This window comes from Mycobacterium sp. SMC-15 (assembly GCF_045310925.1).
Taxonomy (GTDB): Bacteria; Actinomycetota; Actinomycetes; order Mycobacteriales; family Mycobacteriaceae; genus Mycobacterium.
In genome coordinates this window covers 49,554-75,937 of record NZ_JBJIAJ010000004.1, presented here as the reverse complement: position 1 = coordinate 75,937, position 26,384 = coordinate 49,554, and the positions used below count along the sequence as shown (strand labels likewise).

Sequence of the window (26,384 nt, the reverse complement as noted above, 5' to 3'; positions counted from 1 at the left end):
TGAATCGTCGTCTTCGCCGTAGTGCCGGGCACCGGGGTCGTAGCGCAACTGCTCGGATGAGTCGTGCGATAGGCGGTGCTGCGGCGGCATTGACGCTCGCCCTGGCGCCCATGGCGATTGCGCCATCTGCCCAGGCGGATTTCGACTTCTTCGACCCGGGTACCTGGTTCGACACGGCCGACATCAACCCGGCCGGCGCTGATCTCGCAGACATCGGCATCGCCAGCTTCGACCCGGGCGAGCTGGGCGGCGCCGACTTCAATCTGTTCGTACCGGCTGACTGGGCTCAGCTCTATCAGGACAGCTTCTATCTCCCGATCCACGACGCACTGGAAAGCTTCCTGCACAACGCCGGAAACCAGCTGCTGATCGACCTGATCAACACTCCCGTTGTGTTGATGTTCGGCCGGGACCTGATCGGCGACGGGATCGACGGCTTCAACGGCGTCAACAATTCGCTGTTCGGCTGGCTCGGTCTGGGAAACCTCGGCGACGGCGGGTTCCTGTTCGGTGACGGCGGCGACGGTGCGGCCGGCGTCGCCGGAGTCAACGGTGGCATGGGCGGTGATGGCGGCGACGCCGGATTGTTCGGCAACGGTGGTGCGGGCGGTCAGGGCGCCGCCGCCTACGTCGGTGTGGGTGGTGTGGTGATCGAGGCCGGCGCGGGTGGCCAGGGCGGTACCGGCGGAATGTGGTTCGGCGACGGTGGTGTCGGCGGCCAGGGTGGCACCGGCTTCCACGACACCTTCGACGGCACGTCGTTGGTGACGCACGCCGGGGGTGCCGGCGGCGGCGGTGGTGACTCCCTGGCCGGGTGGGGATTCGGCGGAACCGGTGGGCGCGGCGGCTCCGGCTGGGCCGGTGTCAACGGTCCCGATGTGACCGCGTTGAACGGCGGCGTCGGCGGCAACGGCGGCGTCGGCGGCAATGCCGGGTGGCTCTTGGGCTTCAGCGGCAATGGCGGCGCCGGTGGCGTCGGCGGGCTGGGTGCGGCCGGCGGCATCGGCACCGCCAGCCAGCCCAACGGAGGTAACGGTGGCGACGGCGGGGACGGCGGCCGAGGCGGTGCTGCCGGCACGGGCGTCGGGTGGATCGGCGCGGTCGGGCAGGCCGGCGACGACGGAGACGGCGGCGCCGGGGGCGCGGGCGGCGCAGGTCTGACCAACCCGTTCGGCACCGGAGGTCATGGTGGCAACGGTGGCGCGGGCGGGGCCGGCGGCGTCGGAACGACCGGTGGGAACGGCGGTGCCGGGGGAGTCGGCGGTGCCGGCGGCGGCGGCCGGGTCGGCGCTAATGGTGGCGACGGTGGCGACGGCGGGGCAGCGGCCGATCAGACCGGCAGCTCTGGTGGCCGCGGCGGCAACGGTGGTGCGGGCGGCAATGGTTCGGTGGGCGCCGGCGGGGACGGTGGCGACGGCGGCCACGGTGGGTCCACCGGAGGAACCGCCGGCGGCGCGGGCACACCCGGCGATGCCAACGTCGACGGCACCGGTGGTGCCGGAGGCGCCGGGGGTGCACCCGGCGCGCCCGCCTAACGCCGCCGCCTAGCCTGGCCGCGACTGGTTCGACCGCGCGCGGCAGGCGGTTTGTGGGACATTCTTTTGCACTCTTCTGGGCTCTTCCGGGTTCGTCCGGTGTGAGCAGGTGGTCACACATCTGCAACGGAGCGGCGCTAGCGCCGAAACAACTGTTGCGCATGGTTATGACCAGCCGGGTTCATCTGGCAACCGGCCGCGGCGGAGGAGGTTTGGTGCATGGATCAATTCCCGACGATGGGCGTGCCCGACACCGGAGACACTGCCTGGATGCTGATCAGCGCCGCCCTGGTGCTGTTGATGACGCCAGGTCTGGCGTTCTTCTACGGCGGCATGGTCCGGGTCAAGAGTGTCTTGAACATGATCATGATGAGCATCAGCGCCATGGGTGTGGTGACCGTGCTCTGGGTGCTCTACGGATTCTCGATCGCGTTCGGCGATGATGTCGGCAACGTCGCGGGAAACCCAACTGATTACTGGGGATTGAAGGGCCTGATCGGGGTCAACGCGGTCGCCGCCGATCCGGCCAGTGGTACGCCTGCGGTAGAAATTCCGCTGGTCGGCACGGTGCCGGCGACCGTATTCGTGGGATTCCAGATGATGTTCGCGATCATCACGGTCGCGTTGATCTCTGGGGCAGTGGCCGACCGGATGAAGTTCGGCAGCTGGTTGTTGTTTTCCGCTCTGTGGGTAAGCGTCGTGTATTTCCCGGTTGCCCACTGGGTTTTCGCGTTCGACGACAGCACCGCCCCGCACGGCGGCTGGATCGCCAACAAGCTTCATGCGATCGACTTCGCCGGCGGCACCGCGGTCCATATCAACGCGGGCATGGCTGCCTTGGTGCTGGCGCTCATCCTCGGCAAGCGCCAAGGATGGCCTGCCCTTCCGATGCGGCCGCACAATCTGCCGTTGGTGATGCTGGGGGCCGGCCTGTTGTGGTTCGGGTGGTACGGATTCAACGCCGGATCGGCGGTCAGCGCCAACGGTGTTGCCGGATCGACCTTCATCACCACGACGGTCGCCACGGCAGCCGCGATGCTGGGCTGGCTGCTGGCCGAGCGGATGCGTGACGGCCACGCCACTTCGCTGGGTGCAGCGTCGGGAATCGTGGCCGGACTGGTGGCGATCACCCCGGCGTGCGCGTCAGTCGATGTTGTCGGCGCGCTGGTTGTCGGCGCCGTTGCCGGCGTCGCCTGCGCACTCGCAGTGGGCCTGAAATACCGTTTTGGCTTTGATGATTCGCTGGATGTCGTCGGGGTGCACCTGGTCGGCGGTCTTGTCGGAACCCTGTTGGTGGGTCTGGTCGCGGCGCCGACCACCGCGGCGATCGACGGTGCGTCCGACGTGTCGCCAGGCCTGTTCTACGGCGGCGGCTTCGATCAGCTGTGGCGCCAACTCATCGGCGCGTCCAGTGTTGCGCTGTACTCGGCGGTGGGAACCGCGATCTTGGCCTTGATCCTCAAATACACCATCGGGCTGCGACTGGACGCCGAGGATGAAGCGTCGGGAATCGATGAAGCCGAGCACCTCCAAAGCGGTTACGACCTCGTGAGTACCGGCAGTGCTGTTCTTGCTTACTCGGCTGAAGACAGGAGAGAAGATGAAGTTGATCACCGCGATCGTGAAGCCGTTTACGTTGGAGGACATCAAGACTGGCTTGGAAGAGGCCGGAGTCCTGGGGATGACGGTCAGTGATGTCCAGGGATACGGACGGCAGAAGGGCCACACCGAGGTCTACCGCGGCGCTGAATACTCGATCGACTTCGTTCCCAAGGTACGGATCGAGGTGCTGGTCGACGACTTCGCGGTGGACAAGATCGTCGACGTCATCGTGCGGGCGGCACATACCGGCAAGATCGGCGACGGCAAGGTGTGGGTCAGCGCGGTGGAATCCGTGGTCCGGGTGCGCACGGGCGAACGCGGCTCCGACGCGGTATGAGTCTGTAGCGCGATCCGAGCCGATGTAGACAGCCATGAACCGCGGGGGTCCAACCTTGAGCCCTGAGCAGCGTCGACCTGGCTGCTCCGCAACCGACCTGGCCGCTGTCCGGGCGGCACTGCGGTGCACCACGTCAGCGCAATGGGATTCGGTCGCACTGCGGCAGATATGGCGCCAGGTGCACGAGTCGTGGTTGGCCGCCAAGGCGAGCGAGATCGGGGTCGTGGCCGGAAGTGGTTTCGCGGTTGTTGCCACCGGTTCGCTGGGCCGCGGCGAGTTGCTTCCGCACTCGGACTTGGACCTGCTGCTGGTGCACGACGGCATGCCTGCCGATTCGGTGCGGCGGACGGCGGAGCTGCTCTGGTATCCCTTGTGGGACGCCAATGTTCGTCTCGACCACAGTGTGCGCACAGTTCCGCAGGCGCTGCGGGTCGCAGACTCCGATATCCTCGCCGCTCTGGCCATGCTGGACGCACGCCATATCGCCGGCGATGAGCTGCTGTCGACACGGCTGATCGCCGGCGTCCGACAGCAATGGCGCCACAGGATCGGCACCCGTTACGCCGAACTCGTCGATGTGACACACGCCCGGTGGCAGCGCAGCGGGGAGATAGCGGGTAGCGCCGAACCCGATCTGAAATGTGGCCGAGGGGGCCTGCGTGACGTTCAACTGCTCGATGCGCTGACGGTGGCCCATGTCTCCGGCGGTTGGACCAGGCGTCGGCCGGATGGCATCGGGAGTTCGTTGCGCGGTGCCTATCGCACGGTGCTGGACGTCCGTACCGAACTGCACCGGGCGGGCGGGCGCGCCCACGATCTGCTGTCGCCCCAGTACACCGACGAGGTCAGTGCCGCGTTGGAGCTCGGCGACAGGTACGAGCTGGCGGCCAGGCTCTTCGATGCGGCGCGCACGATCAGCCGGCGTGTCGACGCCGTGCTGAGTGCCGTTGCCAACACATCGCCGCGTCGCGGGAGGCCAGCTCTGCGGGTGTGATCTCCGCGGTGTTGGCAATTTGCTGGAGGTACCCGCTGGGGCCGGAATCGGCGTTGTCAGCGCTTTATTACGGCCCTGCGTTGGGAAAATGGTCCCGGAAATGATCAGCCGGCACATCGGCACAGATGCAAGCGGGGTCGGTCCGGTTCCCGGGCAGCTGAAACCCCGCATTTCTGCCATTTGATCGGAATTATTTTTGGCGCGTTGAAAGCACGGCGAGGTATTTGGGGTGCCCGGAAAATCCCGCCGCGATTATCAATACCGACGTCCTAAATCTGGGGCCGCCGCCTTCCCGCGAAATCGCCCGTGTGAGCGGGGCGCATTTTCGCGCGACGCCCGCGCTGGCAGTGACCGCCACCGGCAGAGACCTGCGAAGACTCAGATAGATGCCAGGCAGATTCAGATGGATGCCAGAAACACGAAGTACGTTGCGTGAAGGGGGTGAAACACGGACGAAACATAGGGATAGCGATGAGACACTTCGGCAAGATGACGGCCGTGTTGTTGGGCACCACCGGCGTAGCCTTGACCGTCGGGTTCACCGGAACCGGAGTGGCCGGCATCGCGCAGGCGGCACCCATCCCTGTGCGCGGTGTGGCTCCCTTGCCGGGCGTAACCTCCGCCAGCCCCCAGACCTGCATCATCGGCCTCAACTGCGGCTGCATTCGGGGCCGCACCTGCCCCGGTGACCGGCGTAAGCACGCGGTGCGCCCTCCCGAGGCGCGGCTCGACGGGGCTCCCGCCATCGCCGGCGACCAAGAGGGCGGACCCGGCTTCATACCAGCACCTGTTTTGGCATCACCGTAGGTCTGAAGCCGTAACGCGGGCCTCCCGAACCCAGACCGCCGCGCCCACCTGCGCCCATCGGTCCCATTCCGGCCGGGACGGCGTGCATCTGCGCGGTCTCCTCTGCGGCAACCGTCCAGCCCGAACCCGTCGACGCCGCGACCTGAGTGCCCGCCGCGGCCGACCAGCCGGCCGGTACCGACATCCCACCCATGGTGGATGCCTGACCCAGTCCCGCCAGCACCGGCGTTCCGGCGGCAGCCACCGCCCCTACCGGTTGGGTCATGCCCGCCAGGACTCCAGAGCCCAGTCCCGCCGCAAGCCCATCTACGCCGACGACATCGGATGCCAGGCTGGCCGGGCCGGCCAAGGCCAGGGTGTGGCCCAGCGATACCGCCGTCGGGATGGCGGTGCACACGAACCAGGCCGCCGTGTTCACCCCGCCGTTGATGGCATTGCCGAACAGTGGGGTCCCGAGAAACAGGTCAAATGCAGTCCCCAGATCCGGCATCGACGCCGTGGCTGACAGGGGCGATGCAGCTGCCTGCAGCGCGCCCTGCAACGAAGCCAGTGATTGAGACAACTCCTGTTGGAGCCCGCCGGTGGCGCTGCCGGCAGTGGCGACTGCCGCGCCTACGGGGTTGGTGGTCTGAGGTGCCGGAGTCATCGGGGTGAGCGCGGCAGCGCTGGACGAGGAGGTGGTGTAGCCGAACATGGCCAAGGTGTCCTGAGCCCACATCTCCAGGTAGTGGGCTTCGGTGGCCAGGATCGCCGGCGTGTTCACCCCCAGGAAGTTCGACGCAACCAGGGCCGCCAGCTGGGCCCGGTTGGCGGCGATGATCGCTGGAGACACCACTGCCGCGCGGGCAGCCTCGAACGCTCCTGCCGAGGCCATCGCCTGCGAGCTGGCCTGGTGGGCGGCCGCTGAGGTGGTGTGCAGCCACGAGAGATATGGCGACACGGCGCTGGTCATAGCCGCTGAGGCCGGCCCCGTCCAGTCTTCGCCGACCAGTTCAGAAAGCACCAACTGAGCTGACATGGCCGAAGACTCCAGCTCGGCGGCCAGGCTGCCCCACGCCGAGGCGGCCGACATCAGGGGGCCGGAACCGGCTCCGCTGTACATCCACGCGGAAACGATCTCCGGCGGTAGCGCTCCGAAATCGAAAGACATATCTGTATTCCCCTTCTCGTTGGTGGGGCAGGTTGCTAAACGGCGGTCGGCTTGGGCATGACGGTGTGCTTGACCCCGTAGCGCGGGGCGCCGAACTTCCCGACGCCGCGGTCGCCGGCGCCGGCTGCGGCCATGGCGGCCGGCACGGCGGCCATCGTGGGTACGGAGTGCGGGGTGGCCATGCTGCTCGCAGCCGCCAAACGGGCTGGGGCAGCGGACGCGGCCGCCACGGGCTCGGCTGCCCAGGTGGGCGGCGCGGACAACGCCCCGACCGTGGTGGCCTGGGCCATGCCGGCTGCCACGGGCATCGCGCCCATCCCGGCCATCGGCGCGCCCAGCATGGGCGCCTCGTACCCCATGAGGCCGGCGGCTCCCTCGGCTGCGATCTCTTCGGGGAAGTCCAGGAGACCACCACCGGCCAGACCAAGCAGGGCAGAGGTGGCCGAGGCCCAGTTGCCCATCCCGATGTTCTCGATGTTGGCCAGGTTGCCCGAGAGCAGCGAGCCACTGCCGCTGGTCGGCACACCGAGGATGTTGGTCAGGAACCACTGGAGTCCTGAGTCCATCGACGACGTCGCCTGGTTGGTCGCCTCGGCGGTGGAATAGGCCCCGGCGTTCTGCCCGAGGACCTGCACCAGCTGCTGGTGAACGGCCGTCGCCTGCTCGCTGATCGACTGGTAGAGGCTCCCGTAGGTCGCGAACACCGCGGCCTGCAGCGCAGAGACCGGGTCGGTGCCGGCCGGCGCGATCACCGTGGTCGGGATCGCCACCGCGCCGCTCTCGGCGGACAGCGCCTCGCCGATACCTGCGAGCTGACCCGCGGCGTGCGTCATTGACTCGGGGAGTGTTTTCACAAAGGACATGCATCCTCCTCGCAGGAAGCCGGACCAGAATGTGATGGTCCGACGGGCCGGTCATCGATGTTGTGAAGCGTTGCAGAGATCGGCAAGCGTGAGGAGATCGTTAACATTTTCTTTGCGGTGGAGCGTAGATCCTTAACAAAAATAGATTCGCTGTGAAAGGTCTGAAACGGTTCTTTAATTGGCGTGAATTGCCGCATTAACTGTGCAATTTATCTAACGTCGCGGTTACAATTAGTGAGCCGCGGAAATATTTTGCCGTGGCGGTCAGGTGTCGTCCCGCTCCACCGGCCGTCACCTTCGCCTGCCCGCCCGCGATGTAAGCGGATATAGGCTGGCGGCGTGTTTGAATCCCTCTCCGACCGGTTGACCGGGGCCCTACAGGGGCTGCGCAGCAAGGGCCGTCTCACCGACGCCGATATCGACGCCACCGCCCGGGAGATCCGCCTGGCACTGCTGGAAGCCGACGTGTCGCTGCCGGTGGTGCGCGCGTTCATCGGCCGGATCAAGGACCGCGCCAAGGGCGCCGAGGTCTCCGGTGCGCTCAACCCGGCTCAGCAGGTCGTCAAGATCGTCAACGAGGAGCTCGTCGGCATCCTCGGCGGGCAGACCCGGCAGTTGTCGTTCGCCAAGACCCCGCCGACGGTCATCATGCTGGCCGGCCTGCAGGGTGCGGGTAAGACCACGCTGGCCGGCAAGCTGGCCACCTGGCTGCGCGGCCAGGGCCACACCCCGCTGTTGGTGGCCTGCGACCTGCAACGTCCGGGCGCGGTCAACCAGCTGCAGGTCGTCGGGGAGCGCGCCGGGGTCTCGGTGTTCGCTCCGCACCCGGGCACCTCGGTCGCCGGTGACGCCGGCGCGCCGGGTGACCCGGTCGCCGTGGCCGCTGCCGGCCTGGCTGAAGCCAAGGCCAAACATTTCGACGTCGTCGTCGTCGACACCGCCGGGCGCCTGGGCATCGATGAGGAGATGATGGCCCAGGCCGCCGCCATCCGCGACGCGGTGCAGCCCGACGAGGTGTTGTTCGTCCTGGATGCCATGATCGGCCAGGACGCGGTGACCACCGCCGATGCGTTCCGCGAGGGCGTGGGCTTCACCGGGGTGGTGCTCACCAAGCTCGACGGCGACGCCCGCGGTGGTGCCGCGCTGTCGGTGCGGGAAGTCACCGGTGCGCCGATCCTGTTCGCGTCGACCGGTGAGAAGTTGGAGGACTTCGACGTCTTCCATCCCGACCGGATGGCCAGCCGCATCCTGGGCATGGGCGACGTGCTCAGCCTGATCGAGCAGGCCGAGCAGGTCTTCGACGCCCGCAAGGCCGAAGAGGCAGCGGCCAAGATCGGCTCCGGTGAGCTCACCTTGGAGGACTTCCTCGAGCAGATGCTGGCGATCCGCAAGATGGGTCCGATCGGCAACCTGCTGGGCATGCTGCCCGGAGCCGGCCAGATGAAGGACGCGCTGGCCGCCGTCGACGACAGCCAGCTGGACCGTCTGCAGGCGATCATCCGCGGCATGACGCCGGCTGAACGGGCTGATCCGAAGATCATCAACGCTTCCCGGCGCCTGCGCATCGCCAACGGCTCGGGTGTCAGCGTCTCGGACGTCAACCAGCTCGTCGACCGGTTCTTCGAGGCCCGCAAGATGATGTCGTCGATGATGGGCGGCCTGGGCCTGCCCGGGATGGGCCGCAAGAGCTCCAACCGCAAGGCAAAGGGCAAGGCGGGAAAGAAGGGCAAGAATCGCGGCCCGACCCCGCCGAAGGTGCGGGGTCTGTTCGGTCCCGGTGGCCCGGGGATGCCCGCCGGTTTCCCCGACCTGTCCCAGATGCCCGAAGGCCTCAATGAGCTGCCCCCCGGGCTGGCCGACTTCGACCTGTCCAAGCTGAACTTCCCGGGCCAGAAGTAATTTGGCGCTCCACGTCTCCGGCCGCGGGCTGCCCGACGAACAGCCCGTCGAGTATTGGATCGTCGACGGCACGATCAGTCTCGAACCGGTCGCCGGCGCCGAAACCGTCTTCTCCGGCGGCTGGGTCATCCCGGGTCTGGTCGATGCGCACTGCCATGTCGGGATCGGGCCCGGCGGTCCGGTCGACGTCGACGAGGCGGTGCGCCAGGCCGAGACCGAACGCCGCGCCGGGGTGCTGCTGATCCGGGACGCGGGCTCACCGGTCGACACCCGCGGGTTCGACGACCGTGCCGACCTGCCGCGCATCATCCGTGCCGGGCAGCACCTGGCCCGGACCAAGCGCTACATCCCCGGGCTGCCGGTCAACGTCGATGACGAGTCTGACCTACCGGAAGCCGTTGCGGCCCAAGCCCGTCGCGGCGACGGCTGGGTGAAGTTGGTAGGGGACTGGATCGATCGGGGTGTCGGTGACCTGGCGCCGCTGTGGTCCGACGACGTGCTGAAGTCTGCTATCGACGCCGCGCACGCCCATGGCGCCCGGGTCACCGCACACGTCTTCGGCGAAGAGGCACTGCCCGGGCTGATCAACGCCGGCATCGACTGCATCGAGCACGGCACCGGTATCACCGACGACATCATCGCGCTGATGTTGGACCAGGGCACCGCACTGGTGCCGACGCTGATCAACATCGACAATTTCCCCGGTATCGCCGATTCAGCGGCCAAGTACCCGACCTACGCCGCGCACATGCGCGCGTTGCACGCCTCCTGTCGATCACGGATCGGTGCGGCTAGGGAAGCCGGCGTACCGATCTACGCCGGCACCGACGCCGGTGGCATGGTGGCCCACGGCCGGATCGCCGACGAGGTCGGCGCCCTGTCCGGGGTGGGCCTGAGCCGGACCGAGGCACTGGGCGCGGCCTGCTGGGATGCCCGCCGCTGGTTGGGGGCACCCGGGCTGGAGCATGGATCCCCGGCCGACCTGGTGTGTTTCGCCGACGACCCGCGCAACGGCCCCGAGGTGCTCGGGCGTCCCGATCTGGTGATGCTGCTGGGCCGGGTGTACTAGCGACCCGGCGCCGAGCGTGCACCCAGCGCGATACTTCCGGCGATTTTTCGTGCTGATTACACGTTCGGTGATGCGCTGCCTACAGGCTGCCGACGCCCGACATCGGGCCCTGCGCGAAACCCCAGTCCAAGAGGGCGGCTGCCTGGTCCCAGTAGGTCGGCCCGCCCTCATGGATGAGCCCGTACATCATCGCGACCACCAGCCGCCGGCCGTCGCGGGCGGCCCCGCCGACATAGGTCTTGCGGGCAGCGTCGGTGAAGCCGGTCTTGCCGCCGAAAGCCCCGGGGTAGCGGGCCAGCAACTCGTTCATGTTCACGATCGGACGGTCCCCGGAATCGGTGGGGAACGTCGCCGCCGGCTGCGCGGTGATCTCGGCGAAGACCGGGTTGGCCATCGCCGCCCGGAAGATGGCCGCCAGGTCGTGCGGGGTGCTCGCGCCCGGGCCGCCGGGGCCGTCGAGACCGGACGGGGTGCTGGCGTGGGTGTCGGTCGCGCCGACCGCGCCGGCCTTGGCGTTCATCTTCGCCACCGTCGCCTCGGGCCCGCCGAGCATGTCCGCCAGCGCGTTGGCAGCATCGTTGCCCGACACCAGCAGTAGACCTTCGAGCAGCTGACGCGCGGTGTAGCTGTGATCGGCCTTGACCCCGACACAGTTGCACTCCACATGGGTGTCGGCCGGTGTGGCGACCATGGTGTCATCGAGATTCAGTTCGTCGAGCACCACCAAAGCCAGCAGAACCTTGATGGTGCTGGCCGGCGGAGTCACGGCGTAGCCGTTCTGCTCGGCGAGCACCTGACCGGAATCCAGGTCGGCGATCAGCCAGTTCGGAGCCGGGCCGATCGGCACCGGCGCCGAGCCGATGGGCTGGGCGGCATCTGCGTTGGCAGTGACGGCGGGCGAGGCGAACACGGTCGCAAGAGCCGCGATTGCGGCCAAGATTTTCCGCATGGCGGCCTACCTTACCGCCGTGGTGTTGAATCGGGGAATGCTGAGCCAACAAGAAATTTCGGACCGTTGGGAGATCCAGCAGCTGCTGGTCGACTACTCGACTGCGATCGACACTCGCAACTTCGACGGTCTGGACGCGGTGTTCACCCCCGACGCCTACATCGACTACCGCGCGATGGGCGGTATCGACGGGCGCTTCCCGGAGGTGAAGGCTTGGCTGGCCGAGGTACTGCCCAATTTCGCGGGCTACGCCCACATGCTGGGACTGCCGGCGATCCGGGTGGATGGCGACAGCGCCACGGCGCGCACCTTCTGCTTCAACCCGATGGTGTTCGGCGGGGAAAAGCCCGCCACCATGTTGTTGGGCCTGTGGTACGACGACGAGTTCATCCGCACCGCGCAGGGCTGGCGGATGAGCCGGCGCAGCGAGATCAAGTGCTTCGAGAAGCTGCCCTGAGGCGATTTCAGCTGACCGGCTCGGTTCTGGCACAATAGGCGGCTGTCCGCCGCGCGACTACGGCTGCGCGGCCGTGGCGCAACACGCGAGGCAAAACCGGATGGGAGCAAACCCGCCCCCGTCGCTGAATTGCAGCGTGCTACCTCAGGAGTAATTCATGGCTGTCAAGATCAAGCTCACCCGTCTCGGCAAGATCCGCAATCCGCAGTACCGCATCGCGGTCGCCGACGCCCGTTCCCGCCGGGACGGTCGCGCCATCGAGGTCATCGGTCGCTACCACCCGAAGGAAGAGCCGAGCCTGATCGAGATCGACTCGGAGCGCGCCCAGTACTGGCTGTCGGTCGGTGCTCAGCCCACCGAGCCGGTGCTCAAGCTGCTGAAGATCACCGGTGACTGGCAGAAGTTCAAGGGCCTGCCCGGTGCCGAGGGCCGCCTGAAGGTCAAGCCGGCCAAGCCGAGCAAGCTGGAGCTGTTCAACGCCGCGCTGGCCGAGGCCGAGGGCGGGCCGACCACCGAGGCCACCACCGCCAAGAAGAAGAAGGCACCGGCCAAGAAGGCCGACGAGAAGGCCGAGGCTTCCGCCGGGGACGCCGCTGCCGAGGCACCCGCTGCTGAGGCCGCCGAGTCGGCCAGCGAGAGCTGACCGCGGCCATGAGTGCCGTCGTGGCAGATGCTGTCGAGCACTTGGTGCGCGGCATCGTCGACAACCCCGATGACGTACGAGTCGACATGGTGACCAACCGCCGTGGCCGCACCGTCGAGGTGCACGTGCACCCCGACGACCTGGGCAAGGTAATCGGTCGCGGCGGTCGCACCGCCACTGCGTTGCGCACCCTCGTCGCCGGTATCGGTGGACGCGGCATCCGCGTGGACGTGGTGGACACCGACCGGTAGCCGGCTGGCTCATGGAGCTGACGGTCGGGCGTGTGGTCAAAGCGCACGGCATCCGCGGCGAACTCGTCGTCGATGTCCGTACCGACGATCCCGAACTCCGGTTCGCGCCGGGTGCCACACTGCACGCCCGTAAATCCGGTGCGCCGCAACGCGACTACGTCGTCGAGGCGGCGCGCCCGCATGGTGCGCGCCTGTTGGTGCGGTTGGCCGGGGTCGGCGACCGCGATGGTGCTGACGCGTTGCGCGGCAGCCTTTTCGTCGTCGACTCCGCCGACCTTCCGCCGATCACCGAACCGGACACCTACTACGACCATCAACTCGAGGGTCTGCAGGTGCGCACGGTGGCGGGGGAGGAGATCGGCACCGTGACCGAGGTGCTGCACACCGCCGCCGGGGAGCTGCTCGCGATCAAGCGGACCGATGGCCGGGAACTGTTGGTGCCGTTCATCGCCGCCTTCGTGCCGTCGGTGTCGCTGGCCGACAACGCCGTGGTGATCGAACCGCCCGACGGGCTGCTGGAGCTGGACGGGTAAAGCGCGGCATGAGAATCGATGTCGTCACGATCTTCCCCGACTATCTGGCCCCGATCCGTCAATCACTGCCCGGCAAGGCGATCGAATCCGGGATGGTCGAGTTGCAGGTCCACGACCTACGGCGCTGGACTCACGATGTGCACCGCTCGGTGGACGACTCGCCTTACGGTGGCGGCCCCGGAATGGTGATGAAGGCGCCGGTCTGGGGTGAAGCGCTGGACGAAATCTGTTCGGAGCAGACTGTTCTCGTCGTCCCCACTCCGGCGGGCACACTGTTCGACCAGGCCACCGCGCAGCGCTGGAGCGTAGAAGAGCACCTGGTGTTCGCCTGCGGCCGCTATGAGGGCATCGATCAGCGGGTCGCCGACGACGCCGCTCGGCGGATGCGGGTCGAAGAGGTGTCGATCGGTGACTATGTGCTGGCCGGCGGCGAGCCCGCCGTGTTGGTGATGCTGGAGGCGGTGCTGCGGCTCATGCCCGGCGTGCTCGGAAATCCGGCGTCGCAACGTGACGATTCGCATTCCCCGGACCGTGACGGGCTGCTGGAGGGGCCGAGCTACACCCGCCCGCCGAGCTGGCGCGGCCTGGACGTGCCTGATGTGCTGCTCTCCGGTGACCACGCCCGGATCAACGCCTGGCGCCACGAGGCGGCCCTGGAGCGGACCCGCGCACGCCGCCCGGACCTGCTGGACGACCTGGGCGACTAAGCCGACCGGTGACCCGCTTCGCCCGGCGACGCCGTGCGGGCGATCACCTAGATCCGACCGCCCGGGAAGATGGTCTTGACGGCCTCGGTGATGGTGGTGCGCGCGGTGGCGTCGTCGCTGGGCTGCAGCGACTCGATCACCACGATGTAGCGACGATCCGCCCCGACCACACCGGTAGACAGGTGCATCCAGTTGTTGCCGATGCAGCACATCCAGCCCTGCTTCACCGCCACGGGCTCGTCGTACAAGCCCTCCGGGATCCCGAATCGCTGCGGGTAGCCGTCGAGGCCGCTCGGGGTGGACTGCGCGAGGTTGTTCATGATGATGCTGGCCTGGGCCGGCGGCAGACCGCCGGAGCCGTTGAGCAGCATGTCGTAGTAACGCGCCAGGTCCGGTGCGGTACTGATGGTGTTCCACCAGGCACCGTTCGACGGCGGCGAGGTGCCGGCCAGGCCATAGCGGCCGGCCACCCGGGTGATGATCGCGTTGCCGCCGTTCTGGTTCCAGAACGTCTCGGCTGCCCCGTCGTCGGACGCACGCAGCATGGAGTCGAGAGCAGCCCGGTCGTCGGCCGACAGGCCACCTTCGGGTTTGCGGAGCAGCAGGTCGTCGGCGATGAACAGCTTGACGACCGACGCGGTGGCGATCGGTCGGGTGTTGCCGTTGGTGATCAATTGGTGCGAGATCCGGTCCAGCACCGCCACCGAGATGTTGGCCCCGACTTTGGCGGCGTCGTCGGTGGCTTCCTGCATGCGCGCCGAGAGGCCGTCGACCACCGCGGCCGGCTGGATGGCAGGCGCCCGGGGAGCCTCGATCGCCGTGGCCACCGGCGCCACCTCGGGGGCGCGGTACGGCGTCGGCCGTACGGCGTCGGCGCCGTAGACCTTCTCGTCGCAGCCGAACACCACCGTGGAAATCACCATGACGATGGTCAGCAGAAGCATCGATGGCCGCACGGTGGGTGGCCTCCTCAACAGGTGTCAGTCGCGTAATCGCACCGAACTATGGGTTACGGGCTCGCCACACTGCTGCCATCGGCCCGCCGGATAGGTTACCGCGTGGGCATGAGGATCGCGCAGTTCGGTCGCTTCCAGAGTTATCACGGCGGCGGGGTTCGGTGTGGAACGACCAGCGGCGATTTGCGCGATTTCGCTGGCTGCGCTGCGTCTGGCACAATTGAGCAGTTGTCGCCTGCGGTTGATGCTGCAGCGGAGTCCTGGCGTCCCGGTCACCGCACAGCGCGACAACATGCCCGAACCCATCGGCTCGGTAACCGTCTGCATGCTCACAACGCGTGTCGGCCGGTCCGCAGCCGCGACCCGCGAGGAAGTGTTTCCGCAATGAACACGCTGGACATCGTCGACAAGGCGTCGCTGCGCGACGACATCCCGGCCTTCGCCCCCGGCGACACGGTCAACGTGCACGTGAAGGTGATCGAGGGCTCCAAGGAGCGCATCCAGGTGTTCAAGGGTGTGGTCATCCGTCGGCAGGGTGGCGGCGTTCGCGAGACGTTCACCGTCCGCAAGGAGAGCTACGGCGTCGGCGTGGAGCGGACCTTCCCGGTGCACTCGCCCAACGTCGACCACATCGACGTCGTGGTCCGCGGTGACGTTCGGCGCGCCAAGCTGTACTACCTGCGTGAGCTGCGCGGCAAGAAGGCCAAGATCAAGGAAAAGCGCTGATCTTGCCCGCGCTGGGCTTTCTTCGGTCGGTCCCCGACACCGCTGACGCGGTCATTACCCTGATCTCGTGACCGAAACCACGGGCTCATCACCCGAAAGTTCCCCCGAGGCGGCTGAGCCTGCCGAGGCGCCCGAGGACGGCAAGCACAACACCCTGCGTGAGTCGGTCGTGCTGATCGCGATCGCTCTGGTGTTGTACTACCTGGTGCTGACGTTCGTGGCACGGCCGTACCTCATTCCCTCGGAGTCGATGGAGCCGACGCTGCACGGCTGCCACGGCTGCGTCGGCGACCGGATCATGGTGGACAAGGTCACCTACCGGTTCGGCGCACCGCAGCCCGGTGACGTCGTCGTCTTCCGCGGACCCCCCTCGTGGAACGTGGGCTACAAGTCGATCCGGTCGACCAACACGCCGTTGCGCTGGGTGCAGAACGCCCTGTCGTTCATCGGCTTCGTCCCGCCCGACGAGAACGACCTGGTCAAGCGGGTGATCGCGGTTGGCGGTCAGACGGTTCAGTGCCGAAATGACACCGGCCTGACCGTCGACGGCAAGGCGCTCCACGAGCCCTACCTCAACCCGGCCACCCTCATGGTCGACCCGATGGTCTACCCCTGCCTCGGTAACGAATTCGGTCCGGTGACCGTGCCCGACGGGCGACTGTGGGTGATGGGCGACAACCGCACCCATTCGTCGGACTCGCGGGCACACTGCGACTCGGTCCAGGTCCAGCCCGACATGCAGCGCCGGATCCTGTGCACCGGAGAAGATCTGGACGCCGGCACCGTGCCGGTGGCCAACGTGATCGGCAAGACCAGGTTCATCGCCTGGCCGCCGTCACGCTGGGGACCGGTGAAAGCGACAAACCCGCAGCAGGGGCCTTAGGCGATGGCCCCGGGCTGGCCGCCGCGCACGGTGATCCGTCGCTCACCGGGGTTGCGCACCTTGGAGTCGGCGCTGTACCGCGGTGGGCTTGGTCCGGTCGCCGGCGTGGATGAGGTCGGTCGAGGCGCCTGTGCTGGGCCATTGGTGGTGGCTGCCTGTGTGCTCGGGCCGGGCAAGCCGGCTGCACTGGCCGCGCTCGACGATTCCAAGAAGCTCACCGAGAAGACCCGCGAGCAGCTGTTCCCACTGATCCGACGGCATGCGCTGGCCTACCACGTGGTGTTCATCGAGCCGGCCGAGGTTGACGCGCGCGGCGTGCACGTAGCCAATATCGAGGGCATGCGGCGGGCGGTGGCGGGTCTGGCGCTGCGCCCGGGCTACGTGCTGTCCGACGGGTTCCGGGTGCCCGGGCTGCCGATGCCCTCGCTTCCGGTGATCGGCGGCGACGGGGCGGCGGCATGTATCGCCGCGGCGAGCGTGCTGGCCAAGGTCAGCCGGGACCGCTACATGGCGACCCTGGACGACGACCACCCCGGCTACGGCTTCGCGGTGCACAAGGGTTATTCCACCGCGGCGCACACTGCGGCACTGACCGCGTTGGGACCGTGCAGCCAGCATCGCTTCTCGTTCATCAACGTGCGCAACGTGGCTATGGCTGCCGCGGCCGCCCCGGTTGCGGGGACAATGGGGTCGACGAACCGAGCAGAAGGACGGCTGAGCAGATGAGTGCCGAAGATCTCGAGAAGTATGAAACCGAGATGGAACTCTCGCTGTACCGCGAATACAAGGACATCGTGGGGCAGTTCAGTTACGTCGTGGAGACCGAACGGCGCTTCTACCTGGCCAACAGCGTGGAGATGGTGCCGCGCAACGCCGACGGCGAGGTCTATTTCGAGCTCCGGTTGGCCGACGCCTGGGTGTGGGACATGTACCGCCCGGCCAGGTTCGTCAAGCAGGTGCGGGTGGTCACCTTCAAAGACGTCAACATCGAAGAGGTCGAGAAGCCCGAGCTGCGGCTTCCGGAGTAAGGCCAGCGTGCGCGGCGCCTAAGTGCACCCACTGTCCTGACACTGGCGCGGCGTCTTCGAAAACCACCGTCGACAGGATCGGTTCAGCGCACTTTGCTCGGTGTAGCCGAGCAGGACGACGATCTGCCGCACCGGTAACCCGGGCTCGGCGAAGTACCGCATCGCCTGGGAGCGGCGCTGCTCGTCGATGATGTCCCGGCCGCTGGCACCTTCGATCGCCAATCGTCTTTGCAGCGTCCGCGGATGGAGGGCCAATTCGGCGGCGATCACGTCCATGCTGCATTGCCCGGTGGGCAACAGTCGGCGCGCCAACTCTGCCACCCGTGCCGCCAGTGGCGACGTCTTCGGCAGGTAGGTCGACTCCAGGTACTGGGTGGCAATGCGGCTGGTGTGGGGATCGGCGTTCTCGATCCGCCGTTCGGCCAGATGCGTGGGCAGCTCGAACCCGCACCAGCTCTGCTCGAAACGCACCGGGCAACCCAGCCCCTCGCGGTAGGCGCTGTCGGAGGCCTGTTGTCGGTGGGAGAACGAGACGGAGTCGGGCCGCGCACCTGGGCCGCCGAGCAGCTGCAGGATGCGCACGGCGATGCCCATGCTGAGCTCGTAGGACTGCAGGGGATAGGGGATTCCGCGCTCGGTCACCTCGTAGCTGAACGCGATGCCCCGCTGCGTTCGCCTATCGGTCAGTTCCAAAGCGGGGGAGTGGATGTACAGAAACCGCGAGATCGCGCCCAGACCACTGAGCACGGTCTGTGCGTTGCGCGCGATCACCGCGATCGGCCCGAGGATATGCAGCCCTTGCAGGTGGGCAAGGCGAAGCCCGAACTCCGGACACCGAAGTTCATCGGCGGTGGTCTCCAGCAGCCGCGCGAACGCGTCGACCGGAACGAACGCGTCCTCTAGCTGTTCCACCTCTACCGGGATATGAAAGCGCGCCAGGAACGCCGCCGGGTCACCGCCGAGCTCGCGGACCAGCTCGGCGTAACCCGACGCGGCCGGCGCGCGGATGAAACTGCCCGATGACACCTCGCTAACCACCTCCGCGAACCCAGTTGTCGGAAAATGATAAAAAAACGTCGGAAAATGTCAAGACCAAGGACCCCGGAGATGGACAAGATCGGGGCATGATTTCGCAACGCTTACCCCGTTGGGCCCTAGGACTGGGCTCGTCCGGGATCGTCATCGCCCTGGGCGCACTACGCGGACGCCGGCCGGTTGATCCCACGACCCGATTCGACGGCAAGGTCGTCGTCATCACCGGCGCCGGATCGGGGATAGGTAAAGCGTTGGCGCTCAACCTCGCCGCCCAGGGCGCGAAGCTCGCGCTGTCCGACATCGACACCGGCGGGCTGGCCGACACCGTGCGCGAGGTGCAGGCGCTGGGAGCGCAGGTGAAGGCCGACCAGCTCAATGTGGCCGAACGCGCAAAGGTATTGGCCTACGCCGACGACGTAGCCGGTCACTTCGGCCAGGTGCACCAGGTCTACAACAACGCCGGAATCGCCTACAACGGTGACGTCGAGAAGGCGTCGTTCAAGGACATCGAGCGAGTCATCGATGTCGACTTCTGGGGTGTCGTCAACGGCACCAAAGCCTTTCTGCCGTACCTCATCGCGTCCGGCGACGGGCACATCATCAACGTCTCCAGCCTGTTCGGGCTGATTGCCGTGCCGGGCCAAAGTGCCTACAACGCAGCGAAGTTCGCTGTGCGCGGCTTCACCGAGGCGCTGCGCCAAGAAATGTTGATCAGCGGTCATCCGGTCAAGGTGACGTGCGTGCACCCGGGCGGCATCAAGACCGGAGTAGCCCGCAACGCGACCGTCTGCGACGGCGAAGACGCCCGGACGCTTGCCGAGTTCTACGACCGATACCTGCTGCTGCATTCCCCGGAGATGGCCGCGCAGACCATCCTCGACGGCGTCCGCGCGGGCCGCGCCCGGGTGTTGATCGGGTGGGAGGCGCACGCCCTCGACGTGCTCGTGCGGGTCATCGGACCGGGGTATCAGCGGCTCACCGCCGCCGCGGCGGGGCGATTCTTCCCGTGGACGAAGCCGGGGAGCGCCCGATGAACCCGTCGTTTGATCTGTTCAAGTTGCCCGAGGAGCATGATGAGTTGCGGGCGGCGATTCGGGCGTTGGCGGAGAAGGAGATCGCTCCGTACGCCAAGGATGTTGATGAGGGCGCCGGCTGCACCTGATGCCGGTCTTGCGGTGGAAGTATCTCGACTCGCCGCTCGGCCTCAATCATCCGTACTGGGTTGAGGATCCGGACTTCCAACTCGACTACCACATTCGCCGGGTGGCCTGCCCGCCGCCGGCCGACCACAAGAGCCTGTGCGAGTTCATGGCCGACATCTACGCCTACCAACTCGACCGCAGCAGACCGCTGTGGATGATGTGGGTCGTCGAAGGTCTTGCCGACGGCAAGGTCGCATGCGTGATGCTCGTGCACCACGCCTACGTCGACGGTGTCGGCGCGTCGTGGCTGATGCAGCGGTTCTACCAGCCGCAGCCGGGCGTCAAGTCCGACGCGCCCCCACCCTATGACCCACCGCCGCTACCGTCGTGGCTGCGGCGCCTGGGCTGGGCGGTTCGTGACTTTCCCGAAGTCGCCATCGCCAACCTGCCGAAGGTCGCCACCGGGCTGTGGCAGCGGGTCAGGTTGGAACGGCGGCGCAAATCTGCCGGCGCACCGCCACCGCCGGCGGCCGCAATGATGCGGCAGACCCCGCTGAACGTCAACCTCAGCGCCGGGCGCACGTTCGTATGCGACAGCCTGCCGCTGGACAGCTTCGTCACCGTCAGCAAAGCGCTCGACGTCACCATCAACGACGTCTTCAGCAGCTGTGTGGCCGGTGCGGTACGCCGTCTGCTGATCGCCATGGACTACAACCCCGATGAGCATCCGCTGGTCGGCGCCACCCCGTTCGCCGGCGAACGGCCCACCGGTATGGAAGGCCGCGGCAACTTCGCGACCCAAGACTTCTGCTGGCTGCGCAGCGACATCGCCGACCCACTGCAGCGCCTGGCCGCCAGCCGCACGGCGAACCTCGAGATGAAAGAACACATCAAGGCGGTCAAGGAGGTCGGCGCGGACATCAGCACGCTGTTGCAGATCGTTCCACCCTGGGGGATCACCCTCATTCGTAAGGCCATTCACCGCCGGGGTGGCAGTTTCAGCCTGTTCGGAAATCTGGTGCTGTCCAACGTTCCCGGCCCCAAGGACGCGCTCTACCTCGACAACTGGAAGCTCGACAACTGGTTCTCCACCGGCCAACTCGTCGACGGCACCGCGCTCAACATCACCATGTGGAGCTACTGCGGTCAGGCCAACATCTGCATGCTGGCGGACCGGGAAGTCCTCGACGACGGCTGGCAACTGTTCGGCTACTTCATCGACGAACTGAACGCCCTGCTCGCCGTGGCCGAAGCCAACGAGGTCGCCCGATGAGCGCAATCAGCCCGACGGACTTGACATTTCTGTTGTTGGAGAACCCGAACCGGCCGTTTCACATGGCCGCCATGACGATCCTCAGAAAGCCGAAGGGGCAGGAATCGACGTTCGGTCCCCGCCTGTTCGACGCCTATCTGCACAGCCGGGCGGTCAAGCCGTTCAACCACAAACTCAGCTGGGCGGGCGCCGGGATCGCGGCGTGGGAGACCGTAGAGCCGGACATGGCCAACCACGTCCGCCAGATCGACCTACCTGCGCCCGGCACGATGGCGCAGTTCTATGAGCTGGTCTCCACCCTGAACAGTGGGCTACTGGACCGTAGCCGTCCGCTCTGGGAGTGCTACCTCATCGACGGCCTCGAGAACGACTGTCTCGCGGTCATGATCAAGGTGCACCATGCCCTGATCGACGGCGAGGGCGGGCTGCGGGTGATGCGCAACTTCATGAGCGACTCACCCGACGACGAGCGGCTGGCCGCCCCGTGGATGGCACCCGAGGGCGGTGCCGAGGTGCGCCGCCGGCAGCCCCGGGTGTCCCAGACCGAGCGACTGCAGAGTCAGCTGCGGGGACTGACCACCCTGCCCGCAGACATGATCGGCATCGGCGCCGACATCCTCGACTTCGGCGTACAAGCGCTGCACCTGAAGCCGCGCCTGGCGTCGGTGCCGTTCACTGCGCACCGAACGCTGTTCAACAACACCGCAAAATCGGCGGCCCGTGCCTACGCCGACATCGGCCTGCCGCTCGCCGACGTCAAGGCCGTGGCCTCGGCGACCGACACCTCCGTCAACGACGTCGTCATGACCGTCATCGACGATGCGCTGCACGCCTACCTCGGCGAGCGCGGAGCGCCCACCGATCGACCACTGGTGGCCTTCATGCCGATGTCGCTGCGTGAGGGAGCGCCGCACGGATCCGGCGGGGCGGGCGGCAATCAGGTGAGCGCCGAACTGATCTCCCTGGGCATCCCCGGGTCAGGGATCGGGGAGCGGCTGCGACAGATCAACAGGGCGACAAAGAATGCCAAGGCCAAGGGGCGCCGCATGCAGACGACCTCGCGTCAGGTCTATGCGCTGCTGCTGGCCGGCAGCATGGCCGTGTCAGACTCCGTGCCCGGGTTGGGGAATGCGCCTAGCGCCAATGTGGTGATCTCGAACATGAAGGGACCCGCCGAGCAGCTCTATCTGGCCGGCGCACCGTTGGTCGCGTTCCTGGGCCTGCCGATCCTGCCGCCCGGCGCGGGACTCAACGTCACCTTCGCCAGCGTCAACGACACCGTCCGTATCGCCATCGGTGCGGCACCCGAGGCCGTAGACGAACCCCTGCGGCTGGCCCGGTTGATGGACCAATCATTCCAGCTTCTGCAGGCCACGACACGGAGGAAACCATGAAGAACATCGGCGCCATGCTCGCACAACGTGCCGTCGTCAGCCCCGGGCTCGAGGCGTACGTCGAGCCGTCGTCATCGGTGCGGACGAACTACGCACAGTTCAACGAGCTGGCCAATCGCTGTGCTGCCGTGCTCATCTCGCTCGGACTCGGCAAAGGCGACCGGGTGGCGCTGTTGATGCCCAACAGTGTCGAGTTCTGCGGCCTGTTCTATGGCGCGGCAAAGATCGGGGTCGTCGTCGTGCCCCTCAACACCCGCCTCGCGGCAGCCGAACTGGAGTTCATCGCGTCCAACAGCGGCAGCAAAGCGCTGATCTACGGGGCCGAATTCGCCCCGGTGGCCGACGCGGTGCGGGCGGGCACCACGCATCCCTGCACCGTGACCGACTGGGTGCCGGCAACAGGAGGTCCCGGTTCGCTGGACGAACGCCTCGCAGCCGTGCGTGGGGACGAACCCGGCGTCGAATGCGGCGGCAAGGACAACCTGTTCATCATGTATACCTCGGGCACCACCGGGAGTCCGAAAGGTGTTGTCCATACCCATGATTCCGTGCACTCGGCGGCAACGTCGTGGGCGCTGACCGTCGATGTGCGGGCCGGAGACCGGGTGCTGCTGCCGCTGCCGATGTTCCATGTGGCTGCGCTGACGACGGTCATCTTCTGCGCCATGCGCGGCATCACGCTGATCTCGATGCCGCAGTTCGATCCGACGACGGTGTGGTCGCTGATCGTGCAGGAGCGGGTGACCATCGGGGGAGCGGTGCCGGCGATCCTGAACTTCATGCGCCAAGTGCCCGGGTTCGATGAACTCGTCGCCCCCGACTTTCGCTTCTTCATCACCGGCGGCGCACCCATGCCCGAGCCGCTGATCACGCTGTACGCCGCCACGAACATGCAGGTCGTGCAGGGCTACGCGCTCACCGAGTCGTGCGGCGGCGGCACCCTGCTGCTCGGCGACGACGCCTTGCGCAAGGTGGGCTCGGCCGGGCGGGCCTGCATGTTCGCCGACGTTCGGGTACGCCGGGACGACGGGGTGATCAGCGAACGCGGCGAGGGCGAAGTCGTGATCAAGGCCGACTTCCTGCTCAAGGAGTACTGGAACCTCCCGGGCGCCACCCGCGGCGCCTTCGACGACGGCTGGTTCCGCACCGGCGACATCGGCGAGATCGACGACGAGGGCTACCTGTACATCAAGGATCGCCTCAAGGACATGATCATCTCCGGCGGCGAGAACATCTACCCGGCGGAGATCGAGAACGTGGTGATCGGCATCCCGGGCGTCAGCGAGGTGGCGGTCATCGGGCTGCCCGACGAGAAGTGGGGGGAGATCGCCTGCGCGATCGTCGTCGGCGACCAGGGCGCGCTGAGCGAGCAGGACATCATCGCCGAGTGCGGGACCAAGCTCGCGCGCTACAAGATGCCCAAGAAGGTGATCTTCGCCGATGCCATTCCGCGCAACCCGACCGGCAAGATTCTCAAGCGGGTCCTGCGCGAGCAATTCGCAGGCTGACGCCTCGCAAATGAACACCCCCGCGTCGGCGTGCAGTTCGGTCTAGGCTGACACCTATGACCGCTGTCGACCGTGCCGTCTCCCGCCGTGAAATCACAGATGCCCTGCTCAAGGCTATGGAACGCCGCCACGAGGTGCTGGATGTGATCGTCGATTCGGACGACCGCGCGTCGGCCGTGCAGGCTATCGCTGACCTGCTGGGCGTCTCGCCGCTGGGCTGCGAAGCGGTGATCGGAATGTCGCTGGATCAGCTCACCAAGCAGTCGCGGGACAAGATCGCCGACGAGCTCAACGACTTGAACAACGAGCTCACGTTCACCCTCGGTGACCGGCCGGCCAGTTCCGGCGAGACCTTGGCGCTCCGGATTTTCTCCGGGGAGCAGGACCGCGACATTCTGGCGGACCGGACCACGGACGTCGGCGCAAGCGCCGACGGCACCGGTCGACCGGCCGACGACATCGGCGACGAGATCAGCTCGGCGCTGGCGCGCGTCGAGGACGAGGACGCGGCGCTGTTCGTCGCGATCGACGGCGGGCACAAGGTAGGGATGGTCTTCGGCGACCTCAACCACGGTGAGGTCAACGTGCGGATCTGGATTCATCCCGAACACCGCAAGAAGGGCTACGGCACCGCCGCATTGCGCCGGGCCCGCGCCGAGATGGCGGCCTACTTTCCCGGAGTGCCGTTGATCGTTCGAGCACCGGGTGCGCACGCCGGCTAACAGCGGATCGTCGCCCCGGGACGCCCCGGGGTTTCGGCTTGCCCCCTAGGGGTATCCCGGCCACACAGCTGATCGCTGTCGTGCGTGTGACGGGAGAGCAATGGTCATCGGCGAGGCCGGCGCGGCTCCCATCGAGGTTGTCGCACCCAGACCGTTCCCGCCGCGCGGCAAGCGCCGCGGCGAGGCGATTGTCCAGCTGCTGGCGACCACCGACCACAAGGTGATCGGCCAGATGTACGTGGTGACGGCCTTCGGCTTCTTCCTGACCGCAGGACTGATGGCGTTGCTGATGCGCGCCGAATTGGCCGCACCGGGCCTGCAGTTTCTGTCCAATGAGCAGTACAACCAGCTGTTCACCATCCACGGCACGATCATGCTGCTGCTGTATGCCACGCCGGTTGCCTTCGGTTTCGCCAACCTGGTGTTGCCGCTGCAGATCGGTGCCCCCGATGTCGCCTTCCCGCGCCTCAACGCCCTGTCGTACTGGCTGTTCCTGTTCGGCGGGCTCCTGGTCCTGGCGGGATTCATCACCCCCGGGGGCGCTGCGGAATTCGGCTGGACCGGCTACGCGCCACTCAGTGACGGCGTCCATTCACCGGGCCCCGGCGCTGACCTGTGGATTGTGGGTCTCATCGTGTCGGGGCTCGGAACCATCTTGGCCGCAGTCAATATGGTCACCACGGTGGTCTGCCTGCGCGCACCCGGAATGACGATGTTCCGGATGTCGAATTTCACCTGGAACATCGTGGCAACCAGCGTTTTGATCTTCCTGGCATTTCCCGTCCTGACTGCGGCGTTGTTCGGTTTGGCCGCCGAGCGCCACTTGGGCGCCCATGTCTATGACTCGGCCAATGGCGGGCCGATCCTGTGGCAGCACCTGTTCTGGTTCTTCGGTCACCCCGAGGTCTACATCGTGGCGCTGCCGTTCTGGGGCATCATCGGCGAAGTACTTCCCATATTCAGTCGCAAGCCCCTGTTCGGGTACACCACGTTGATCTACGCCTCGTGGGCCATCGTCTTCCTGTCCGCCTCGGTCTGGGCGCACCACATGTTCGCGACCGGGGCCGTGCTGCTGCCCTTCTTCTCGTTGATGTCGTTTCTGATCGCGGTGCCGACCGGCATCAAATACGTCAATTGGATCGGCACGATGTGGCGAGGACAGCTGACCTTCGAGACGCCGATGCTGTTCTCGATCGGCTTTATGGTGACGTTCTTGCTTGGTGGCCTGACTGGCGTGATGCTGGCCAGCCCCGCACTGGATTTCCACGTCCACGACACCTACTTCGTCGTTGCCCACTTCCACTACGTGTTGTTCGGCACCATCGTGTTCGCCACTTTCGCGGGTATCTATCTGTGGTTTCCGAAGATGACCGGCCGACTGCTCGACGAGCGGCTGGGCAAGCTCCACTTCTGGCTGACGCTGATCGGCTTTCACACCACCTTTTTGGTGCAGCATTGGCTCGGCGCGGCCGGGATGCCGCGTCGCTACGCCGACTACCTGGCCACCGACGGCTTCCAAGGGCTGAACATTGTGGCGACGGTCGGCGCATTCGTCCTGGGCGTCTCCATGCTCCCGTTCATCTGGAACGTCTTCCGCAGCTACCGCTACGGCGAGCCGGTCACCGTTGACGATCCGTGGGGCCACGGCAACTCCTTGGAATGGGCCACCAGCTGCCCGCCGCCGCGGCACAACTTCACCGAACTGCCCCGGATCCGCTCGAACCGCCCCGCCTTCGAATTGCACTATCCCCACATGACGGAACGGTTGCACGCCGAAGCCCACGTGGGGCAGCGGCAACGGGTCCGCGGTCGCAGCGAGTGAGCCGGAATCTCGGCATCTGCAGCTGTGGATGAAAGCCAGGCTGGGGATAACTGCCTGCCTGGCAGCTGATTTCGGATCATCTCGGCTCGAGGGTGTCGG

At 66.8% G+C, this 26,384-nt stretch carries 26 protein-coding genes and 1 pseudogene; 22 read left to right on the top strand and 5 right to left on the bottom strand.

Translation table 11 applies throughout. The annotated features are described in order from the left end of the window. Positions 1 to 56 precede the first annotated feature (56 nt). The 4 genes from ACJH71_RS07240 (at position 57) to ACJH71_RS07225 (ending at position 4,468) form a co-directional block, all read left to right on the top strand. Positions 57 to 1,535 (top strand): hypothetical protein, encoded by a 1,479-nt coding sequence (locus ACJH71_RS07240; protein WP_406757348.1) that lies wholly within the window; start codon positions 57 to 59, stop codon positions 1,533 to 1,535. Between the two features lie 219 nt (positions 1,536 to 1,754). Further along, the gene (locus ACJH71_RS07235) at positions 1,755 to 3,230 is read left to right on the top strand and encodes an ammonium transporter (RefSeq protein ID WP_406757347.1); all 1,476 of its coding nucleotides are present in this window, start codon (positions 1,755 to 1,757) and stop codon (positions 3,228 to 3,230) included. Next, a complete protein-coding gene (locus tag ACJH71_RS07230; protein ID WP_406757346.1) occupies positions 3,136 to 3,474 on the top strand; it encodes a P-II family nitrogen regulator in 339 nt (112 codons plus the stop codon). Before ACJH71_RS07235 ends, ACJH71_RS07230 begins: the two co-directional genes overlap by 95 nt. Positions 3,475 to 3,652: 178 nt before the next feature. Then, complete coding sequence (locus ACJH71_RS07225; RefSeq protein WP_406757345.1) at positions 3,653 to 4,468, top strand: nucleotidyltransferase domain-containing protein; 816 nt, start codon at positions 3,653 to 3,655, stop codon at positions 4,466 to 4,468. A 775-nt stretch (positions 4,469 to 5,243) separates the two neighbouring features. Here the strand turns inward: ACJH71_RS07225 and ACJH71_RS07220 are convergent. Beyond that, positions 5,244 to 6,425, bottom strand: coding sequence for a PPE family protein (locus ACJH71_RS07220; protein ID WP_406757344.1), 1,182 nt, complete (start codon positions 6,423 to 6,425; stop codon positions 5,244 to 5,246). A 35-nt stretch (positions 6,426 to 6,460) separates the two neighbouring features. Continuing rightward, positions 6,461 to 7,288, bottom strand: a complete 828-nt coding sequence (locus ACJH71_RS07215; protein WP_406757343.1) for a PE family protein — start codon at positions 7,286 to 7,288, stop codon at positions 6,461 to 6,463. 339 nt (positions 7,289 to 7,627) lie between these two features. Here ACJH71_RS07215 and ffh point away from each other — a divergent pair, with 339 nt between their 5' ends. Together ffh and ACJH71_RS07205 are read left to right on the top strand one after the other, a co-directional pair. Continuing rightward, positions 7,628 to 9,187 (top strand): signal recognition particle protein, encoded by a 1,560-nt coding sequence (gene ffh / locus ACJH71_RS07210; protein ID WP_406757342.1) that lies wholly within the window; start codon positions 7,628 to 7,630, stop codon positions 9,185 to 9,187. Between the two features lies 1 nt (position 9,188). Continuing rightward, on the top strand, positions 9,189 to 10,256 hold the full coding sequence (locus ACJH71_RS07205; protein ID WP_406757341.1) for an amidohydrolase family protein: 1,068 nt from the start codon (positions 9,189 to 9,191) through the stop codon (positions 10,254 to 10,256). 79 nt (positions 10,257 to 10,335) lie between these two features. Here the strand turns inward: ACJH71_RS07205 and ACJH71_RS07200 are convergent, their stop codons facing one another. Continuing rightward, the gene (locus tag ACJH71_RS07200; protein WP_406757340.1) at positions 10,336 to 11,205 is read right to left on the bottom strand and encodes a D-alanyl-D-alanine carboxypeptidase family protein; all 870 of its coding nucleotides are present in this window, start codon (positions 11,203 to 11,205) and stop codon (positions 10,336 to 10,338) included. A gap of 37 nt (positions 11,206 to 11,242) precedes the next feature. Between ACJH71_RS07200 and ACJH71_RS07195 the strand changes: the two genes are divergently transcribed. From ACJH71_RS07195 to trmD, 5 genes are all read left to right on the top strand, one after another. After that, entirely contained in the window at positions 11,243 to 11,662 is a 420-nt protein-coding gene (locus ACJH71_RS07195) for a nuclear transport factor 2 family protein (RefSeq protein WP_406757615.1), read from the top strand. Between the two features lie 157 nt (positions 11,663 to 11,819). Then, a complete protein-coding gene (gene rpsP / locus ACJH71_RS07190) occupies positions 11,820 to 12,305 on the top strand; it encodes a 30S ribosomal protein S16 (RefSeq protein ID WP_406757339.1) in 486 nt (161 codons plus the stop codon). A gap of 8 nt (positions 12,306 to 12,313) precedes the next feature. After that, positions 12,314 to 12,556 carry an RNA-binding protein gene (locus ACJH71_RS07185; RefSeq protein ID WP_019736217.1) on the top strand — a complete coding sequence of 81 codons (243 nt, stop codon included), beginning with the start codon at positions 12,314 to 12,316 and terminating at the stop codon, positions 12,554 to 12,556. Positions 12,557 to 12,567: 11 nt separating this feature from the next. Next, positions 12,568 to 13,089, top strand: coding sequence for a ribosome maturation factor RimM (gene rimM / locus ACJH71_RS07180; RefSeq protein ID WP_406757338.1), 522 nt, complete (start codon positions 12,568 to 12,570; stop codon positions 13,087 to 13,089). Positions 13,090 to 13,097: 8 nt separating this feature from the next. Further along, positions 13,098 to 13,796: a tRNA (guanosine(37)-N1)-methyltransferase TrmD gene (gene trmD, locus ACJH71_RS07175; RefSeq protein ID WP_406757337.1), complete on the top strand. Its 699-nt coding sequence runs from the start codon at positions 13,098 to 13,100 to the stop codon at positions 13,794 to 13,796. A gap of 47 nt (positions 13,797 to 13,843) precedes the next feature. On the opposite strand, the gene ACJH71_RS07170 is transcribed toward trmD, so the two are convergent. After that, positions 13,844 to 14,740: a hypothetical protein gene (locus ACJH71_RS07170; RefSeq protein ID WP_406757336.1), complete on the bottom strand. Its 897-nt coding sequence runs from the start codon at positions 14,738 to 14,740 to the stop codon at positions 13,844 to 13,846. A 396-nt stretch (positions 14,741 to 15,136) separates the two neighbouring features. Here ACJH71_RS07170 and rplS point away from each other — a divergent pair, with 396 nt between their 5' ends. From rplS to ACJH71_RS07150, 4 genes are all read left to right on the top strand, one after another. Further along, complete coding sequence (gene rplS, locus ACJH71_RS07165; RefSeq protein ID WP_024443224.1) at positions 15,137 to 15,478, top strand: 50S ribosomal protein L19; 342 nt, start codon at positions 15,137 to 15,139, stop codon at positions 15,476 to 15,478. Between the two features lie 67 nt (positions 15,479 to 15,545). Beyond that, the gene (lepB, locus tag ACJH71_RS07160) at positions 15,546 to 16,361 is read left to right on the top strand and encodes a signal peptidase I (RefSeq protein ID WP_406757335.1); all 816 of its coding nucleotides are present in this window, start codon (positions 15,546 to 15,548) and stop codon (positions 16,359 to 16,361) included. 3 nt (positions 16,362 to 16,364) lie between these two features. Continuing rightward, positions 16,365 to 17,087 (top strand): ribonuclease HII, encoded by a 723-nt coding sequence (locus ACJH71_RS07155; RefSeq protein ID WP_406757334.1) that lies wholly within the window; start codon positions 16,365 to 16,367, stop codon positions 17,085 to 17,087. Then, a complete protein-coding gene (locus tag ACJH71_RS07150) occupies positions 17,084 to 17,389 on the top strand; it encodes a DUF2469 domain-containing protein (RefSeq protein WP_012393608.1) in 306 nt (101 codons plus the stop codon). The genes ACJH71_RS07155 and ACJH71_RS07150 overlap by 4 nt, the downstream gene beginning before the upstream one ends. An 18-nt stretch (positions 17,390 to 17,407) precedes the next feature. On the opposite strand, the gene ACJH71_RS07145 is transcribed toward ACJH71_RS07150, so the two are convergent. Further along, positions 17,408 to 18,415, bottom strand: coding sequence for an AraC family transcriptional regulator ligand-binding domain-containing protein (locus ACJH71_RS07145; RefSeq protein ID WP_406757333.1), 1,008 nt, complete (start codon positions 18,413 to 18,415; stop codon positions 17,408 to 17,410). Between the two features lie 98 nt (positions 18,416 to 18,513). Between ACJH71_RS07145 and ACJH71_RS07140 the strand changes: the two genes are divergently transcribed. From ACJH71_RS07140 to ctaD, 7 genes and pseudogenes are all read left to right on the top strand, one after another. Beyond that, positions 18,514 to 19,458 (top strand): SDR family NAD(P)-dependent oxidoreductase, encoded by a 945-nt coding sequence (locus ACJH71_RS07140; RefSeq protein ID WP_406757332.1) that lies wholly within the window; start codon positions 18,514 to 18,516, stop codon positions 19,456 to 19,458. Then, a pseudogene (locus ACJH71_RS07135) lies at positions 19,455 to 19,574 on the top strand (acyl-CoA dehydrogenase); the annotation flags it as partial. The gene ACJH71_RS07140 and the pseudogene ACJH71_RS07135, both read left to right, overlap by 4 nt. A gap of 11 nt (positions 19,575 to 19,585) precedes the next feature. Then, the gene (locus ACJH71_RS07130; protein ID WP_406757331.1) at positions 19,586 to 20,839 is read left to right on the top strand and encodes a wax ester/triacylglycerol synthase family O-acyltransferase; all 1,254 of its coding nucleotides are present in this window, start codon (positions 19,586 to 19,588) and stop codon (positions 20,837 to 20,839) included. Continuing rightward, entirely contained in the window at positions 20,836 to 22,233 is a 1,398-nt protein-coding gene (locus ACJH71_RS07125) for a wax ester/triacylglycerol synthase family O-acyltransferase (RefSeq protein ID WP_406757330.1), read from the top strand. Before ACJH71_RS07130 ends, ACJH71_RS07125 begins: the two co-directional genes overlap by 4 nt. After that, complete coding sequence (locus tag ACJH71_RS07120; RefSeq protein ID WP_406757329.1) at positions 22,230 to 23,741, top strand: acyl-CoA synthetase; 1,512 nt, start codon at positions 22,230 to 22,232, stop codon at positions 23,739 to 23,741. Before ACJH71_RS07125 ends, ACJH71_RS07120 begins: the two co-directional genes overlap by 4 nt. A 56-nt stretch (positions 23,742 to 23,797) precedes the next feature. Then, positions 23,798 to 24,463 (top strand): GNAT family N-acetyltransferase, encoded by a 666-nt coding sequence (locus tag ACJH71_RS07115; RefSeq protein ID WP_406757328.1) that lies wholly within the window; start codon positions 23,798 to 23,800, stop codon positions 24,461 to 24,463. Positions 24,464 to 24,563: 100 nt separating this feature from the next. Then, on the top strand, positions 24,564 to 26,285 hold the full coding sequence (gene ctaD, locus ACJH71_RS07110) for a cytochrome c oxidase subunit I (RefSeq protein ID WP_406757327.1): 1,722 nt from the start codon (positions 24,564 to 24,566) through the stop codon (positions 26,283 to 26,285). Positions 26,286 to 26,384: the final 99 nt, after the last annotated feature.

Bases quoted from the DNA above. Each gene is read 5' to 3' on its own strand.
- ACJH71_RS07240 (WP_406757348.1), top strand. From the start codon at position 57: ATGAGTCGTGCGATAGGCGGTGCTGCGGCGGCATTGACGCTCGCCCTG.
- ACJH71_RS07235 (WP_406757347.1), top strand. From the start codon at position 1,755: ATGGATCAATTCCCGACGATGGGCGTGCCCGACACCGGAGACACTGCC.
- ACJH71_RS07230 (WP_406757346.1), top strand. From the start codon at position 3,136: ATGAAGTTGATCACCGCGATCGTGAAGCCGTTTACGTTGGAGGACATC.
- ACJH71_RS07220 (WP_406757344.1), bottom strand. From the start codon at position 6,425: ATGTCTTTCGATTTCGGAGCGCTACCGCCGGAGATCGTTTCCGCGTGG.
- ACJH71_RS07215 (WP_406757343.1), bottom strand. From the start codon at position 7,288: ATGTCCTTTGTGAAAACACTCCCCGAGTCAATGACGCACGCCGCGGGT.
- ACJH71_RS07200 (WP_406757340.1), bottom strand. From the start codon at position 11,205: ATGCGGAAAATCTTGGCCGCAATCGCGGCTCTTGCGACCGTGTTCGCC.
- ACJH71_RS07195 (WP_406757615.1), top strand. From the start codon at position 11,243: ATGCTGAGCCAACAAGAAATTTCGGACCGTTGGGAGATCCAGCAGCTG.
- rpsP (WP_406757339.1), top strand. From the start codon at position 11,820: ATGGCTGTCAAGATCAAGCTCACCCGTCTCGGCAAGATCCGCAATCCG.
- ACJH71_RS07185 (WP_019736217.1), top strand. From the start codon at position 12,314: ATGAGTGCCGTCGTGGCAGATGCTGTCGAGCACTTGGTGCGCGGCATC.
- rimM (WP_406757338.1), top strand. From the start codon at position 12,568: ATGGAGCTGACGGTCGGGCGTGTGGTCAAAGCGCACGGCATCCGCGGC.
- trmD (WP_406757337.1), top strand. From the start codon at position 13,098: ATGAGAATCGATGTCGTCACGATCTTCCCCGACTATCTGGCCCCGATC.
- ACJH71_RS07170 (WP_406757336.1), bottom strand. From the start codon at position 14,740: ATGCTTCTGCTGACCATCGTCATGGTGATTTCCACGGTGGTGTTCGGC.
- rplS (WP_024443224.1), top strand. From the start codon at position 15,137: ATGAACACGCTGGACATCGTCGACAAGGCGTCGCTGCGCGACGACATC.
- ACJH71_RS07155 (WP_406757334.1), top strand. From the start codon at position 16,365: ATGGCCCCGGGCTGGCCGCCGCGCACGGTGATCCGTCGCTCACCGGGG.
- ACJH71_RS07150 (WP_012393608.1), top strand. From the start codon at position 17,084: ATGAGTGCCGAAGATCTCGAGAAGTATGAAACCGAGATGGAACTCTCG.
- ACJH71_RS07140 (WP_406757332.1), top strand. From the start codon at position 18,514: ATGATTTCGCAACGCTTACCCCGTTGGGCCCTAGGACTGGGCTCGTCC.
- ACJH71_RS07130 (WP_406757331.1), top strand. From the start codon at position 19,586: ATGCCGGTCTTGCGGTGGAAGTATCTCGACTCGCCGCTCGGCCTCAAT.
- ACJH71_RS07125 (WP_406757330.1), top strand. From the start codon at position 20,836: ATGAGCGCAATCAGCCCGACGGACTTGACATTTCTGTTGTTGGAGAAC.
- ACJH71_RS07120 (WP_406757329.1), top strand. From the start codon at position 22,230: ATGAAGAACATCGGCGCCATGCTCGCACAACGTGCCGTCGTCAGCCCC.
- ACJH71_RS07115 (WP_406757328.1), top strand. From the start codon at position 23,798: ATGACCGCTGTCGACCGTGCCGTCTCCCGCCGTGAAATCACAGATGCC.
- ctaD (WP_406757327.1), top strand. From the start codon at position 24,564: ATGGTCATCGGCGAGGCCGGCGCGGCTCCCATCGAGGTTGTCGCACCC.